The following is a 13,001-nucleotide window of genomic DNA, read 5'->3' on the forward strand; positions in this document are numbered from 1 at the left end:
TGCTCAGTAAAACGGGCTTTACGCATAGCGATCTCCTTCATTGGCAGATTGAGTATGCCGGAAGTTCTCTGAATGTGAATGGCACTATGATGTGGGATACTTACCCTGCCCGCTATGCAACGGTGCGTAAACTAATAACCCGGTACAGTCTGCTGTCAGCGATTGCCGGGAGCGTTTAGGTTGTTCACTAACGGAGTTACACGTCTTGTGAAGGGTGGATATTATTAGTAAATAAACTAACAAATAAAAATTGAGTGTGTGTTTACAGTGTTTATGGTAATTAATTATTTCTGTGATGTGTCGATGCCAATATTGGAAGTTTGTTTGGTAAAAATTAGCGTTGCTTACCATAAGCCTCATAGCCTGCTCCGATAAATAATTAAAACAGATTCAGGATGAAATCTTTAGTGAACAGCAAGACTTTGGTTTTCTTTGCGCCGATTTTAGCGCATTCCTTTTCAACTATGGCTGCCTCCGAACGCGTGCAGTCGGCACAACAGTTCCTTAATCAGCAGCAGCGTCAGCAGGCGCTTGAACAGCAAATTACTCCTGTTGCGCCAGATGTGAATCTCTCTTCGGTGCAGCAGCCGCTCCCTGAACAGGGATTTCCGACAGAAACACCCTGTTTCACGGTTTCACAGGTTGTGCTGAGCGGCACACAGGCCCTGCCTCACTGGCTACCCTTGCAGCGGCAGGCTAACCAGGCCGTTGGTCATTGCCTGGGAGCCAAAGGCATTAACCTGTTAATGAGCCGCCTGCAAAATAAGCTGGTGGGATGTAGCCGCGAAAAATGTTTGATACTGATTTGAAGGGTATTTGATTCGCGCTGATAGCCCTACGGCGCATATCAAATACCTTCCAAATAAGAGCGATTTTCAACCGATAAAACCACTTCTAACCTTCTATATTTCCTTCCACTGGACTGTCCGATCCCGTCGAGTTAGTGTGCGTCGCACTACAGGCCTGTAGGTTTCTTAGTCGCTTAGAAGGAATTGACCATGTACTTTTATCAGATTCGCCAGACCATGACTGACGATGCGTATGACGTTATCTCAGCTTTCGGTCAGACGGCCTCACTGACCCTACAGGCCATAGCCTACATGACTGGACAAAGTGAACACGCCACCCGCTTCATACTTGAGCAAATGGCGGTGTTTGATGTAGCCGTCGAAGATAACGGCCTGTGGTGCCTTTCAGAAGAGTTTAAAGCCTCGTTGCATCAACCTCAGGTCTGAAGTTGCATATCACCAGCTCAGACGCCTTATGGCCGTTATTACTGCCTACTGAGTACGTTGTATTAACCGCTATCATCTCCAGCCCCTCAAACACCCGGCGCATGTCCGGGTGATCGTTAACTGAGATAATCATCTTCCCCTGGCATCTGCGTGCCAGTTCCGCCATTGCGACATACTCTTCAAGCCCGAACGGTACGCCGTAACCTTGCGTTTGCCAGTACGGCGGATCAAGGTAAAACAGCGTGTCTGGCCTGTCATAACGGGTTATGCATGTTTTCCAGTCCAGATGCTCTATTGTTACCCGGTGCAAACGCAACCAGGCCTCTGACAGCGTCTCCTCAAGCCGCAGAAGATTTAACTTCGATGGGCCTGTGGCGGTGACGCCAAATGTACGTCCCTCAGACTTGGCCCCGAAAGACAATTTCTGTAGATAATAAAATCTGGCCGCTCGCTGAATATCAGTTAGCGTTTCAGGGGGCGTATCTTTGAGCCAGTGGAAAATCTCACGGCTGGTTAAAGCCCATTTAAACTGCTTTATAAACTCTTCCAGGTGATTCTGGATGACCCGGTAAAGGTTAACGATATCGCTGTTGATATCGTTCAATACTTCGGCCTTAGATGGCTCTTTCATAAAAAAAAGCGCAGCACCGCCACAGAACGGCTCGACGTAGCATGTATGGGAAGGAAAAATTGGTAATAGATGTTTAGCGAGCTTTCGCTTACCTCCCACCCACGGAAAAACGGTCGTTTTCATAAAATCCTGCCAATGTTCGATCTGTTATAACGATCAATAAAAGAAAATTGATCACTCAAACCAATAATAAAAAAGTTATTCCGTAGTCAGCAGTTTCGGGAGTGATGCGGGAAGTACCGAGAAATAAGCGTAACCTTATGAGAAAGTGGCAAAAGAATAGCCATACAATGGATAAGGCTATACAATCTGCGCTTCACTTAGGTTAACAAACGAACAACACATGGCTGAAAAGAACAACGGTACGCTTAACTCAATTCAGATCCTGCGCGGCATAGCCGCTGTTGCGGTCATGCTGGTTCACCATCAGGCATTTATACCATTACCCGCAAATGCTCCGTTCGGGAAGATAATACCCGGTGGCTCCTGGGGAGTAGACCTGTTCTTCCTGATTAGTGGTTTCATTGCGGCTTATACGGTATCGCCAAATAGCACGGGTACAAGAGCTGGGGCAAACTACCTGTTGCGCCGACTAATCAGGATACTTCCTCTCTATTACATATTGACGATGCTGAGTTTTGGTTCGGATGCCACAGCTTGGTTGCATAGTCTGAAGTCGATGCTATTTATCCCTATTGGTGGTGACTATGGCCCGGCCTATGGGGGCGCACAAATCGGCCAGGGATGGACATTAAACTACGAGATGTATTTCTATCTGGTAGTTGCTGTTTCTTTTGTTTTTGGTAAATACAAATGGTTATTTTCCATAACATTGATAAGTAGCGTTATAGGTTTACCCCTTATGCTTAATTCCTTGCCAGACAACTATCTAATTTATGGATTTTCATTTCCGTCTACCTACTTCTCAATGATAACTCATCCTATCATTTTTGAGTTTCTGGCAGGTACTCTGCTGGGGATGTACTATCCTCGAATGCGGGCAATCACCAGGCAAAGCGAAAAATGCCTGTATCTGTGTTTTATTGGTTATTTCCTCTACAACGTTTATACGCCACATTGGGTCGGACACGGCCTTCAGGGCTGGGGTTTCCCTTGTCTCTTGCTGTTAGTGGCCATGTTGAAACTTGAAAGAAGCGGCTTACGATTCCAAAACCGTGCACTGCTCCATTTGGGGGCATGTTCATATGCCATTTATCTTTTACATGAGAACATAAAGAACATTTTCATCAAAATTGCAAAACATGCCGCGCACTTATTTGTAATGCCTGACATGCTGATATTGATTTTATCGTTAACCACAACGTTTATTGTTGCACATTATACGCACAAGTTTATTGAAGTAAGGTTATCAGACTGGCTTAAAGCGCGGTTGTTACACAAAAGGCTAACTGCCGGAGCAAGTGTCATTCCCCCCTTGAGATAAGACACCAGTCAGTGAGTTACAGTAGTCAAAATGTGCCGCATGCGGCACATTTGTCTGGTTAGGCTGCTTTTGCTGCCGCTGTTTTTGCCTCTGCCGCCTGGTCAATCTTTTTGCGAATATAATTCCGTATGGTTTTATATCCACCGGCAACCAGATAGAGCGCACAAACAGCAGTGCAGCCATAAAGTAATACAGTCTGAATCAACGTCATTTTTTATTCCTGTGTTTCTTCTTTAAGTAAAAGTGGAAGTTATTCCCCTTTGGATATCAATTTTATTGAGCGGGTTTTTCTGGCCACTCAGGCTTGCTTAGGTCGACATTTTTCAGCGCCTCGATATAGTCGAGCCAGGTCTGTAATTTGGCTTTGTTAGCGTCAGAGAGAGAACCCAGCATCAGTGCGGTCTGCCATTCGCCAATAACCTGTCGGGCCTCAGTGATTAACTGGCTTTGTTTGGCTGTTGCCTCTGCCAGTAGTGCATTTTTTTCTGCCTCCTCATCCTTGACCCAGGCTTTTCCGTCCCACTTCTCATACTTCCCGGAGGGAGCTGTCGTCACCACGTTCTCCGGCAGCGGCCCCAGATCCTCAATGACAGTTGATGCCCCTGAGGCAGTATCATAAACGGTGACGCCGCGATGGTCTTCGATGAGCGACCACGCCTGCTTCGCTTCATCAAAAATAGCGACATGGTCGACAGGAATCGCCGGTGGCGCTATTTCGGTACAGTTGGCGGGTAATCCTGTATGTGGTGCAATATACGCATCACCGGCACCGATAAATTCATTAGTGTCAGCACGCAAATTAAAAACTTTAATAGTTTGTGCGTTGTCGGACATTTTAAAAGTCATGCTAGCCTCACAATATAATTGAAAGCGATATTTTTAACGGTGTTTTCCGCATTACCAGCCGCGGCAACCGTAATAGTGTGACCGTGCGCTCCCATAACGATAGTGTGCGTATGCGCACCAATGGCTACCGTATGGGCATGGGCACCTATAACTACGTTATGGGTATGAGCACCAATAGCGACAGTATGGGTATGCGCTCCCGCTGAACTGGTGTTCGCATTACCACTTTTATCACCCGCACCATCAGGGCCTGCACCACCTGCTGTATACACTTTTTGATATGTATGAACATGTGCACCCGCGCTATTAGTTGTCTTTGTCCCGTAATCGAATGAAGTCGTCGCTTTAGTCCCAAGGTCAGTACTGGTCGTGGTTTTATTACCATAATTGAAGGCGGCTGAGGTCTTTGTGCCGAGGTCGGTATTTGACGCCGTCGCGGTATGCGTGTGTGACTTAATGCCATCGGCCTCAAGGCTCAGCAGCGTACGGCCATCAGGCGCACCTTTAATGGTCTGCCCCCGCATATCGGGCAGCTTACCGGATGGATAGGCCGCAGCGGTTTTCGGGTATTTGGCGGTGTCGAAGGTCTGCCCCTGCATGATGGCATATCCATCGGGCGGAGTGGCTGTTGGCCAGGCCAGCGGCGTGCCAACCGGTACTGCTACCGACGCAGCAGTAGCAGCAATCGCTGTGGCTATGGTTTTAATGGCCGTCACCAGCTGGTTATTCTTCGAGGGGTCAGGCGTCATTTTAGCTTCAGCCAGAATATTTTTATTCTCGGTCTGAATATCAATAATACCGCCCTGAAGCGCATTCATGATTTTGGCGTAAACGATAGTGCCTTCCGCGCCGGTTGACGGGTCACCATCGTGAAATAATCCATCGTCGGTATCGACCGGCTCAATAATATCTTTCATTACGTATTATTCTCCACGTAATTAAATACAACCTGCGTGTGCGCAGGCTTTAAATCGCGGAATATGCTCTCCAGCATATTCTGGCCAAATGACATCAGGCGCTCACCTGTGGCCGAGCTGCCGCAGCGAAAGCGATACACCGGCACCTGACCGTCCTGAATATTCACGATCCAGACCCAGACAATTTCCGGTATCCACAGACGGTCACCGCAGCGGTTACGACCACAGCGGAACGGCTCCGGCTCGTCGATGGTGACGTCATAGCCCAGCGACTTTGCCAGGCGGATAAAGTAGCTGCGGCTGAGTCCACCGGTTTCGTTGAGTTTCGCCATAATCTGCTGGCGGCGGGCCTGAATGGTCATGCCGTTGCTAACAGACAGACCCAGCACGCGCTCCCAGTCCGACAGCAGCGCCACAGCGGTAAAGGGTGTTATGCCGTTCAGCACGTCCTGAGCGCTGCGCTCGACGCTGGCCAGCATGTTTCCCTCGGCCTGCAGTTCAGCGTTCAGCCGCTTACCCTCGCGTGCATAGCCATCGGGTAGCAGCAGGTACAGCAGTTCGCGCCAGTCGTTCCCGGTCATTTGAGTTCATCCACGGTGATGGTGCCCGGACGTATCCACTGCACGGTCTTCTCGCTGACCTCCGGCACGACGTTAGCTGTCGGCGCGGTCAGCTCGTAATCCACCACACCGGAGGTATCGGAAATCAGCGCTCCCATCTGGGTTCTGACCGCAATCTCACCCGGAGCCAGACGGCTGAAGTAGTCCGTCAGCACCTGGGTTATCTGCGACCTGGCCTCATCAAGCGAAAGCCCGTCGAGGCTGACTTTCACAAAAATATCGGTACTCACCGGCTCCGGGGCCATCACCAGCGTGTCTTTTGCCGTCACCGGGCGCTGGTCGTCGATATGGGCCTGTACCGCCTTGAGTGTCTCGTCGGACGGCAGACCGCCGCTGGCGGTAATCACCACGTCCACGGTGCCATAGCCCCGGCGCAGGGGGTAAACATACGCCTCTGATACGCCGCTGACCTCCATCGCCCAGCGGCGGTAGTCGTACTTGTTGCCCCCGGCTGGCGGGCGGCGCATCAGCTCCAGCAGACGCGAAAGCAGCGAGGTATCGCTCTCGGCATCCGTGCCGCCGCGCATGGTTTTAATCGTCACCGCGCTGTCGATACCCTGAGGCGCACTGAGCAGTGTTGCGGTGGTGTTGTCGCTGAGGTTGCCCATGATGCCAGGAGTCATGGCGCTGGCGCTCACGGTGACGGTGCCTTTATCGCTGAGCGTGGCCTCAGCCGTGGTCTGGTACAGGATATTGCCGCCACGTGGACGGAACTGCAGACCACTGGGCACTTTCAGTCCCGCAGAGCCGGTGAATTCTGCCTGACCGCTTGCTGCACTGGCCGGTTTAGGTGACAGTCCACGGGAACGGGCGTGCATCACCAGCCAGTCATGGTCGGCGGTGTCAGGGAATATCTGGCGCAGTATCCAGCTCTGGTCGTTGTACAGCCCCTGCGCCACGCCGGAGACGGCATTCGCCCGGATAGCGTAGTCGCTGTCACCGGAGACGTCCGCATCCGGGAGCTGGTTGCGGATATCCCTGAGCTGTTGTTGAGTAATGTCGGCGAGTGCCGGTACGCTGTGAGCCATAATTCCCCGTTTAAACCACTTTGACCGGATGCCGGAAGGTCAGCACATCCCCGCCCGCGCTGGTGACCGTGATGGAAAGCCGCAGCCAGCCGGTTTCAGGCGAGGTGACGACCACATCCACAGCGGTCGCCCGTTTGTCATCAATCAGCGGTTGTAGCGCCTGTTCGGCATACTGGCGGGCCAGTGTGCGGGTCTGCGGCGTATCCTTCGCGCGGGCAAGTTCGTGCAGGCGAGACCCCATCTGCGGGTCAGCCCAGTACGTGCCCTTGCGGATGCGCAGACGCAGCCAGACCGCGTTATGCAGGTCGGTGCAGCGTTGTCCGGTGTAATCGCCGGTGGTGTGATCGATATAGGCGTCCATAGCGGGCAGAATGCCGCAGGGGGAATAAGGCAGGAAGGTACGGGGGTGAAGCGGCTAAGTCCGGGGCGGGAATGCCCCGGTGAGATTATGCGTTTTTGGGCGGGCCTGACGGGCCATCCGGGGTGTCGTGGATGTGAGGCCCAATTTTAACACCGTTGATGGTGACTGCCACCGAGGTGATGGTGCCGCCCATATGTCTGATATTACCCTCAAACGAGGCCGTCACGCCACCGTCACCACCTTTGATGGTCATACCGCCGTTGCCGCTGATAAGCCCCTGTGCGGTCAGCTTCTCGGAGGTACTCAGCTCCGGCGTGGTATACACTACAGACTCCGAGGCGTTAACCTTCATGCGCTTGCAGTCCAGCTCCCAGTCGTCGCACGTGACAGCAATGATGCGGTTACGCTTCAGGATGATGCTGGCTCCCTCATCGGTATAGATGGCCACCTCGCCGGACTCCAGCCCCTGCAGACGGTAGCTGCTGTGTTCGGTGGCAATCACGATCCCGTGACTGGTTCGTCCGCCCAGCGGCAGCACAATCGCCATCGCACCCTCTGGCGGTACGGTGGTGAAACCGTACTGCTGGAACATCTCAATGCCTTCCAGCCCTTCAGGGGCCAGTCCGGCCACTTGCGCGGTCTGTACGCCCCCCGTGGTGGTGATACGGGTTAGTACGCCACGAAAGGCCAGACGTATGCCACTGAGCGCCTTACGGATGCGTTTATCCACCAGTCCAGAAAAATCAGGCATTGTCGACCTGCTCCCATGTTGTCCACAGTCCCTTGTCTTTTTTGCCGCGCCGGTGTCCCTTGCGATGGCCGGACTTCGGATATGCATCCGGCAGCCAGATACCGTCCTCACGCAGCAGTAGCGAGGTTTCCTGCCGCTGGCCACGACCGCCCCGGAAGGTGCGGCGCATGATGAAGTAAACGTCGTCGACCCCGTGGACGTCGCTTTTAACGTAAACCCGCTGGCCCGGTGCCCACAGCGTGCCGTTCGCGGTGGTGAAGCCCCGCAGGGTCGCCGAGAGCGCAAAACCGTTCAGCCTCGCATCCGCCTGCAGCTTGCGGGCGCGGAACTGCACCTCCTCATCGCTCTGCGAATCACCCTCCACCACGATACGCGGGCGGTAGAGCGTCATGGTGGTGTCTTTCACCGTGCATTTGCGGTTGGCCTTGCCGTCTTCATGCTCGGTGCCGTGACCCTGCGCCAGTACCGTGGTCTGAGAGTATCGCCCGCTCATATCGGTACGCTTGCCGAGCCTGAGCAGGTTATTGTCCTGCCCGTTACGGTGCATGATGAGCGTGTCAACCGGCGTGGCGCTGTAGTCCGGCCCACCGATAATCAGGGTGCCGTCCGGGGCCATCCACGGCCACAGGCCGCTCATTTCAGCGACGCGCTTCAGTGCATCCCACGCACTGTCGCCCGGCTCGATGCTGACTTTCTTCACGCTGCCGGGGTTCTCAGCCTGTATACGGATGGCGGTCACGCCCAGCGGCTTAATCACCTGGGCGACAACCTCCTGTAGTGTCATTTCCTGCGCGGTAAAAATGGGAGCTGAACAGTCCACCAGTACCGCCGCTGCATCGCGACCGTTCAGCTCCAGCATATGCTGGCCACGGCTCACGTCATGGCTCAGTTCGTCAATCATGCCGGTCATGATGGTGCTGTCGCCGTAGCGCAGCTCGGCTCTGGCTCCGGCCTCCACGTTCGCGGGCAACACCGGCTCGGCGGTGCCGACCGACAACTGCCAGCCGCCCGCGGGGGTCAGCAGGTCGGAATCCACCTCGAAGCGCTCCCAGTCGTCGTGCGACCGCCCGCCGATACGCAGCGTCAGTCGCTGCTCATCTTGCCCAGGCATACAGCACATCCCCCGGATTCAGGTTATTTGACTCGCGCAATGATGGATTGAGGCGGGCCAGCTGCGTGGCGCGGGACGCGTCGCCGTACCACTCAAATGCCAGCAGGGGCAGATTACAGCGGCGCGTCACCTGACGCTGCACCAGCGGCGGCAGCGCCAGTATCAGCCCGCGAGCCTGCTCCTGCAGGTGCCAGGCGCTTTCCTGCAGCGCGGCAATGATGGCCTGATCCTGACGGGTATCCGGTGTGCCTGCCTGCTCGCGAACGGCAGTGGCCATACGCGCCGAGACGGACGTCCGCTGGGCCGCTATCGCCTCCACAATCAGGGTGCGCACGTCGCCGGTGATGCGCTCAATATCGGTGGAGGACAGCGTCGGGGATGCGGTCTCATTCACAAAGATATCGCTGGCCGTGTCGGTCATTTCGCTCACGGCCACCAGTCGGATGGCCTGGTTGATCATCTCCGTATCACTCTGCGGCATCACGCTGGCGCGGCGTAGCGTGGAAGCGAATACGCTGCCGGAGGACATGGTCTGCTGCGAGGTGGTGCGCTGAGCCGGTAACGTCAGCATGGTGTCCTTCAGCCCGGTCAGGGCGTTCCAGTCCGACAGGCGGGAAGCCTCGCTCAGCGACAGCCGGTCAGTGAATGCGCCGGTCAGGTGCTTCAGGTCGGAGATAAAGGCGGTCGGGTAGTCCAGATAGTCGAGGGCGCTGCCGATGGTGGACTGCACCTCGTTTGCCAGGGCGTTTACCACGTACTCGGCTGAGGCGATGATATTGGTGACGCGGGCAATATCCTGCTGAATATCGCGCAGCGTATCCATTGCGTCCCCGAACCAGCTGATCGCGCTGTCGAAAATACTGTCGCCGTCTGCCTCGTAATGGGTGGTGGCGAACAGTGCATCGGGCTTACCGCTCTCCACAAAGACCAGGTCGACGGTGACTGCGTTAACCGGCTCCACCTCATGGAAAACCCCGGCCTCCAGAAACTGCACGTCCGGCACCGAGCCGTATACCGGGTGAACCAGCTCGCCGGTGCCCGCCGTTTTAAGGGCGTTTAAAAAGGCCTTAAGCTGCGTCTGGTAGCGGTTGCCCCAGAAGATAGCCTGCAGACGAAAGTTCACCGCCTTAAGCCCCTGGTCTTCCACCTCTTCACCATCCCGGTACGGGTAAGCATAGGTCACGGTGTCCTTTGCCAGCGTGTCGCGGGTAAACAGGCAGTCAAACTCCACGCCCCGGAACGAGGCAGGCATCAGGAGGTCTACCCCCAGCGCTGAAGCAATCTCGTTAATCGTATCCGCCACTATTTCCTCCTCGAATCAACATCAATCCGGCGCAATACCGTATCTGTCACCTCGCGGCTGTCGAGGTAGATATTAGCCACAATCGGTTGCTGCGGCCCCTGCGGGCCGTAGGGAACATTTGCACCAGCAGGCGCAGGTTTTGCGGTACTGTTCTGCGAGAAAAAGCTCTTGATTTCATCAAAGGCATCCAGAAAGCCAACTGGCTTGGGCATGTTGTCCGGGATGTTGTAGCCATCCTCTTTCAGCCGTTTAACCTTATCGTCGCCACGCTCCAGGAACTGATCGTAAAACTGGCCCGCAGCCATGTACCCTTCAGCCAGTGGCGCACGGACGACCTTGCCCAGCAGGCTCCCGCCTTTACTGAGCAGACCTCCGCCTTTTGCGGCTGTTTCGGCAGCTTCTTCAGCCACGGCTGAGCCACCGCCCCGGAGACGTTTCCACAGCTTCTGCCCGCCCGCCAGCGCCAGTGCCCCCAGCCCGGCACCTCCTGCGGCCCCGATGCCCTGAATGGCTGAATAAGCCCCGCTGATCGCGGTGGTCAGTTTGGGAAATTCTTTCGCCAGCTCAGCCGCTTTATCAGCCGCCTCCCCAACCCACTTAGTGAAAGGAGAGGCAGTATCATTGGATGAAAAGGCCGCTTCGTTTTTGGCTTTGTTGACCTGAAATGCCGGGCTGTCCTTCACCAGCTCAAAGTCAAGGTCAGCTGAGGTTTTCCCGGCAGGCATATCAAACTGCTCGTAACCTTCCCCGACCAGTTTGTGGTAATAGTCCTTGTTACGCTCCCAGTTCAGGAAGCCCATGCGGGAGTATTCATTGGTAAAGATACGACCGACATTCTGCCCGTGAATCTGATCGCGGCGTGCTTCCAGTTGCGCTCTGGCTTCACCGGGAGCCGTCCGGGCAATCTGCTTATTGAGGGCCACGAACTGAGGATCGTGATCGTCCATGCTGCGAATGGCCCGGTCGACAGTATCCAGAGGAGTCAGCCCCTTCGCCGCGTCGGCACGCATCAGGGCGCGAATATCGAGACCACGCTTGCCGACCTTAATCTGCTTGAAGTTGTTGGCCAGCGTCGGTGAAGACAGCTCGGAGAGCAGATTGGTGGTGAACGTTGCCGCTTCTTCCGGGGAACCCGCACCACGTGCAGCCGCCTCAAAAAGTGCCGCAACCTGAGAGAAGCCGGTGCGGCCATGCAGACCGATGGACTTGGCAGACTCCAGCGCCTTTGGCATCTCTTTGGCCAGCAGCGGCACATCCACCATGCCGTTCTGCGCCATTGTGGTGGTGACGCTGAGGCCTGCACGGGCATCCTTCTCATTCAGACCGAAGTTAAACGCGCTGGACTGTAGGCTGGCAACGGAGGCCGCATCGGTCTCGGTTGCGGTGGCGTTCTTCATGACACCAGGCAATGCACGGTAAGCCTGCTCTCTGGTCATGGTGCCGGAGCGCAGCATCACCTCCAGACCATGAAAGGCTCCGTTAATATCGCCACCACCTTCACGCAGCGCGGTTTTGATCGCACTGTCGATATCCGTCATCCCCGACTGTCGCCCGGCCAGATTGTCATGCTTGTAGGCGAAGTTGGCCACCTTGCGCAGTTCGGAATCGTACTCCATCTGATTCTCGATGGGCTTGCGCATCACCATTGCACCGGCAACCAGACCGCCCCCGATGGCACCCACGGTTTTGCCCACGCGGGCAAGGCGCTGATAGCTGCGCTCGGTTTCGCCCAGCTCGCGTTTGAGCCTGGCAACGGTCGCCTGCGTCTGATTCCATGCGCGGGTCTGTTCGCTGGCGCTCATGGTGCCGCTGCGGGAGAGACGGTTGTACGCGGCCAGCGTCTGGTTAATCTCGCGGCGGATGGACTGCTCGGAGCGAATACCCAGCGTTTCGCGGGCCTGCGCCTGTCGGCGGTACTCCTGCAGGGCCGGGTTCATCTTCTCCTGGACACGCAGCGTCTCGCCCATCTCCTGTCGCAGACGGGAGACCGTTGACTGCATGCGCTGGTAAGCCCGTTCCTGCTCCTTGACCGACAGAACGCCGCTACGCTCAAGTCGGTTATAGGCCGCGACCGTGCGGCTGATTTCCCGCTGGATGTTATGCTCTGAGCGTATTCCCAGCGACTCACGGGCGCTGGACATGCGGCGGAACTCTTCGGATAACGACCGGATTTTGGGCGTGGCGTTATCCTGCACGCCAAATTTAATCTGAGTATCAAAATCACGGGCCACGGGGCAGTCCTCTTAGCGGGAAGCAGCGCTGCGTGCCCTTTTACGGGGGCGACGCAGGCTGATAACGGTGCGGTTTTTCTGCCAGGCTTTGGGGTTTTCCCGGCGGGTGATGGCATCCAGCCATCCGGCCAACTCTACAGCGCTGGCGCGTCGGATTTGCTCTTCTGTGATGCCGTATCGTCCGAGCCGGATGACTGTGTACCGGTATTCGGTAAAGCGCTGCTCATGGATTTGAGCTTTTTTTTCACCTCATCGCGCAGGGTGCGCAGGTAGGCATAATCCTCGGAGACCAGATTGTCGCAGAGCAACTGATAGGTAATGCTCTCAGCGGGAATGTCGCCAATCTTCGTCAGCGTGCGGGCCAGCACAGCAATCGGCACGCCAGCGTCAGAGACGCCGTCTTCAATCACGGCAATCTCGTCTCCGACCGTTGCCAGACCCAGCTCCACGTCCTGGTGGAGCTTGCCATCAAATAGAATGCCAACCGGCAGTGAACCTGTGCAGGTAATGTTCCCGGACATCA

The 13,001-nt window shown here is 55.5% G+C and carries 15 protein-coding genes; 3 read left to right on the plus strand and 12 right to left on the minus strand.

The features are described from left to right. Positions 1–464 precede the first annotated feature (464 nt). On the plus strand, positions 465–809 hold the full coding sequence (locus tag FKM52_RS19290) for a POTRA domain-containing protein (protein WP_141177786.1): 345 nt from the start codon (positions 465–467) through the stop codon (positions 807–809). Positions 810–998: 189 nt separating this feature from the next. Next, positions 999–1,235, plus strand: a complete 237-nt coding sequence (locus FKM52_RS19295; RefSeq protein ID WP_141177787.1) for a hypothetical protein — start codon at positions 999–1,001, stop codon at positions 1,233–1,235. Here the strand turns inward: FKM52_RS19295 and FKM52_RS19300 are convergent. Then, a complete protein-coding gene (locus tag FKM52_RS19300) occupies positions 1,204–1,989 on the minus strand; it encodes a DNA adenine methylase (protein ID WP_141177788.1) in 786 nt (261 codons plus the stop codon). The genes FKM52_RS19295 and FKM52_RS19300 overlap by 32 nt on opposite strands. A gap of 220 nt (positions 1,990–2,209) precedes the next feature. Here FKM52_RS19300 and FKM52_RS19305 point away from each other — a divergent pair, with 220 nt between their 5' ends. Continuing rightward, complete coding sequence (locus FKM52_RS19305; RefSeq protein WP_141177789.1) at positions 2,210–3,310, plus strand: acyltransferase family protein; 1,101 nt, start codon at positions 2,210–2,212, stop codon at positions 3,308–3,310. A 58-nt stretch (positions 3,311–3,368) separates the two neighbouring features. Here FKM52_RS19305 and FKM52_RS19310 read toward each other — a convergent pair whose 3' ends face one another. The 11 genes from FKM52_RS19310 to FKM52_RS19360 all read right to left on the minus strand — a co-directional run bounded on the left by FKM52_RS19310 (position 3,369) and on the right by FKM52_RS19360 (position 12,999). Then, a complete protein-coding gene (locus FKM52_RS19310) occupies positions 3,369–3,521 on the minus strand; it encodes a DUF1378 family protein (RefSeq protein ID WP_141177790.1) in 153 nt (50 codons plus the stop codon). 62 nt (positions 3,522–3,583) lie between these two features. After that, entirely contained in the window at positions 3,584–4,156 is a 573-nt protein-coding gene (locus FKM52_RS19315; RefSeq protein ID WP_141177791.1) for a tail fiber assembly protein, read from the minus strand. After that, complete coding sequence (locus FKM52_RS19320; RefSeq protein ID WP_141177792.1) at positions 4,153–5,073, minus strand: phage tail protein; 921 nt, start codon at positions 5,071–5,073, stop codon at positions 4,153–4,155. Before FKM52_RS19320 ends, FKM52_RS19315 begins: the two co-directional genes overlap by 4 nt. Further along, on the minus strand, positions 5,073–5,654 hold the full coding sequence (locus FKM52_RS19325; protein ID WP_141177793.1) for a YmfQ family protein: 582 nt from the start codon (positions 5,652–5,654) through the stop codon (positions 5,073–5,075). The genes FKM52_RS19320 and FKM52_RS19325 overlap by 1 nt, the downstream gene beginning before the upstream one ends. Then, a complete protein-coding gene (locus tag FKM52_RS19330; protein WP_141177794.1) occupies positions 5,651–6,721 on the minus strand; it encodes a baseplate J/gp47 family protein in 1,071 nt (356 codons plus the stop codon). Before FKM52_RS19330 ends, FKM52_RS19325 begins: the two co-directional genes overlap by 4 nt. A 10-nt stretch (positions 6,722–6,731) precedes the next feature. Then, entirely contained in the window at positions 6,732–7,082 is a 351-nt protein-coding gene (locus tag FKM52_RS19335) for a phage GP46 family protein (protein WP_141177795.1), read from the minus strand. An 85-nt stretch (positions 7,083–7,167) separates the two neighbouring features. Continuing rightward, a complete protein-coding gene (locus tag FKM52_RS19340; RefSeq protein ID WP_141177796.1) occupies positions 7,168–7,833 on the minus strand; it encodes a phage baseplate assembly protein V in 666 nt (221 codons plus the stop codon). Further along, positions 7,826–8,944, minus strand: a complete 1,119-nt coding sequence (locus FKM52_RS19345; protein ID WP_141177797.1) for a phage baseplate assembly protein — start codon at positions 8,942–8,944, stop codon at positions 7,826–7,828. Before FKM52_RS19345 ends, FKM52_RS19340 begins: the two co-directional genes overlap by 8 nt. Next, complete coding sequence (locus FKM52_RS19350; protein WP_141177798.1) at positions 8,928–10,247, minus strand: DNA circularization protein; 1,320 nt, start codon at positions 10,245–10,247, stop codon at positions 8,928–8,930. Before FKM52_RS19350 ends, FKM52_RS19345 begins: the two co-directional genes overlap by 17 nt. Next, entirely contained in the window at positions 10,247–12,478 is a 2,232-nt protein-coding gene (locus tag FKM52_RS19355) for a phage tail tape measure protein (RefSeq protein WP_141177799.1), read from the minus strand. The genes FKM52_RS19350 and FKM52_RS19355 overlap by 1 nt, the downstream gene beginning before the upstream one ends. 134 nt (positions 12,479–12,612) lie before the next feature. Next, positions 12,613–12,999: a hypothetical protein gene (locus tag FKM52_RS19360; protein ID WP_246085555.1), complete on the minus strand. Its 387-nt coding sequence runs from the start codon at positions 12,997–12,999 to the stop codon at positions 12,613–12,615. Between the last annotated feature and the right edge of the window lie 2 nt (positions 13,000–13,001).

Origin of the sequence: Mixta tenebrionis, assembly GCF_006517625.1 — a bacterium.
Taxonomy (GTDB): domain Bacteria; phylum Pseudomonadota; class Gammaproteobacteria; order Enterobacterales; family Enterobacteriaceae; genus Mixta; species Mixta tenebrionis.

What these genes read in the sequence shown, in the direction of transcription:
- FKM52_RS19290 (WP_141177786.1), top strand. Translation starts at nt 465, where the DNA reads ATGGCTGCCTCCGAACGCGTGCAGTCGGCACAACAGTTCCTTAATCAG.
- FKM52_RS19320 (WP_141177792.1), bottom strand. Translation starts at nt 5,073, where the DNA reads ATGAAAGATATTATTGAGCCGGTCGATACCGACGATGGATTATTTCAC.
- FKM52_RS19335 (WP_141177795.1), bottom strand. Translation starts at nt 7,082, where the DNA reads ATGGACGCCTATATCGATCACACCACCGGCGATTACACCGGACAACGC.
- FKM52_RS19310 (WP_141177790.1), bottom strand. Translation starts at nt 3,521, where the DNA reads ATGACGTTGATTCAGACTGTATTACTTTATGGCTGCACTGCTGTTTGT.
- FKM52_RS19300 (WP_141177788.1), bottom strand. Translation starts at nt 1,989, where the DNA reads ATGAAAACGACCGTTTTTCCGTGGGTGGGAGGTAAGCGAAAGCTCGCT.
- FKM52_RS19295 (WP_141177787.1), top strand. Translation starts at nt 999, where the DNA reads ATGTACTTTTATCAGATTCGCCAGACCATGACTGACGATGCGTATGAC.
- FKM52_RS19360 (WP_246085555.1), bottom strand. Translation starts at nt 12,999, where the DNA reads ATGTCCGGGAACATTACCTGCACAGGTTCACTGCCGGTTGGCATTCTA.
- FKM52_RS19325 (WP_141177793.1), bottom strand. Translation starts at nt 5,654, where the DNA reads ATGACCGGGAACGACTGGCGCGAACTGCTGTACCTGCTGCTACCCGAT.
- FKM52_RS19305 (WP_141177789.1), top strand. Translation starts at nt 2,210, where the DNA reads ATGGCTGAAAAGAACAACGGTACGCTTAACTCAATTCAGATCCTGCGC.
- FKM52_RS19330 (WP_141177794.1), bottom strand. Translation starts at nt 6,721, where the DNA reads ATGGCTCACAGCGTACCGGCACTCGCCGACATTACTCAACAACAGCTC.
- FKM52_RS19345 (WP_141177797.1), bottom strand. Translation starts at nt 8,944, where the DNA reads ATGCCTGGGCAAGATGAGCAGCGACTGACGCTGCGTATCGGCGGGCGG.
- FKM52_RS19315 (WP_141177791.1), bottom strand. Translation starts at nt 4,156, where the DNA reads ATGACTTTTAAAATGTCCGACAACGCACAAACTATTAAAGTTTTTAAT.
- FKM52_RS19340 (WP_141177796.1), bottom strand. Translation starts at nt 7,833, where the DNA reads ATGCCTGATTTTTCTGGACTGGTGGATAAACGCATCCGTAAGGCGCTC.